The organism is Aeromonas sp. HMWF014 (assembly GCF_963878295.1).
Taxonomy (GTDB): Bacteria; Pseudomonadota; Gammaproteobacteria; order Enterobacterales; family Aeromonadaceae; genus Aeromonas; species Aeromonas popoffii.
In genome coordinates this window covers 1-629 of the sequence record NZ_CAWNYS010000587.1, presented here as the reverse complement: position 1 = coordinate 629, position 629 = coordinate 1, and the positions used below count along the sequence as shown (strand labels likewise).

The 629-nt window shown below is 62.2% G+C and carries 1 protein-coding gene; it reads left to right on the top strand.

Features of this window, described 5'->3' with window-relative positions:
- Positions 1 to 124: 124 nt before the first annotated feature.
- Positions 125 to 629 (top strand): hypothetical protein (locus AAC083_RS22465; protein WP_146181770.1); only part of this gene is annotated, 505 nt, incomplete at its 3' end.

Genomic DNA, 629 nt, shown 5'->3' with positions numbered 1-629 from the left:
CCCGACCCGCGCCCAGGTTCGCGCCGAGATCGACCAATTCAAGGGCGGGCGCTATAACGGGATGATCGACATGTACGAATCAAATTATTGCCCGTTCACTGATGTTTTTGGTTCGGCTGAGTTTATGAACATATCCCGCGATCTGTCTGATGAACTGCGGGCACTGGCTGCCCAGCTGGTAGCCGCCGAAAATAACGCCTCAGATTACAACTGCCCAGAATTGGAGGTGAGCGGGCGGATCAGCATCACCGGCAGCGGCCCCCTGTTGGATGGCAAACCGTGGCCCCTGGCTGAGGTAGTAGAGGAGCAGGCCGCGCCGGTTGAGGTTGTCCAGGTAGAGGCCCAGATCAAGCCAAAATTCAGCGCCAAGCTATCAGGCGGGCTCTGGTCGGTCACTATCCAACAGGGTGAGCAGGTCGCCCTGTTCGATGGCATCACCGCCGCCAGTATGGCCGATGCTTGCCGGATAGCTTGGGCCATGCTGACCCAGCCAACCCCGCCCGATGACGACCCGAGCGGCGAGCCGCTGCCAAGCGAACCAGCCGCCGAACAGGGCGAGGCGGTAGAACGGGGGGCCACCGCCCCCGCTATCACCCGCGCCCAGCTGCTTGGCGACTATAGCGGGCGAG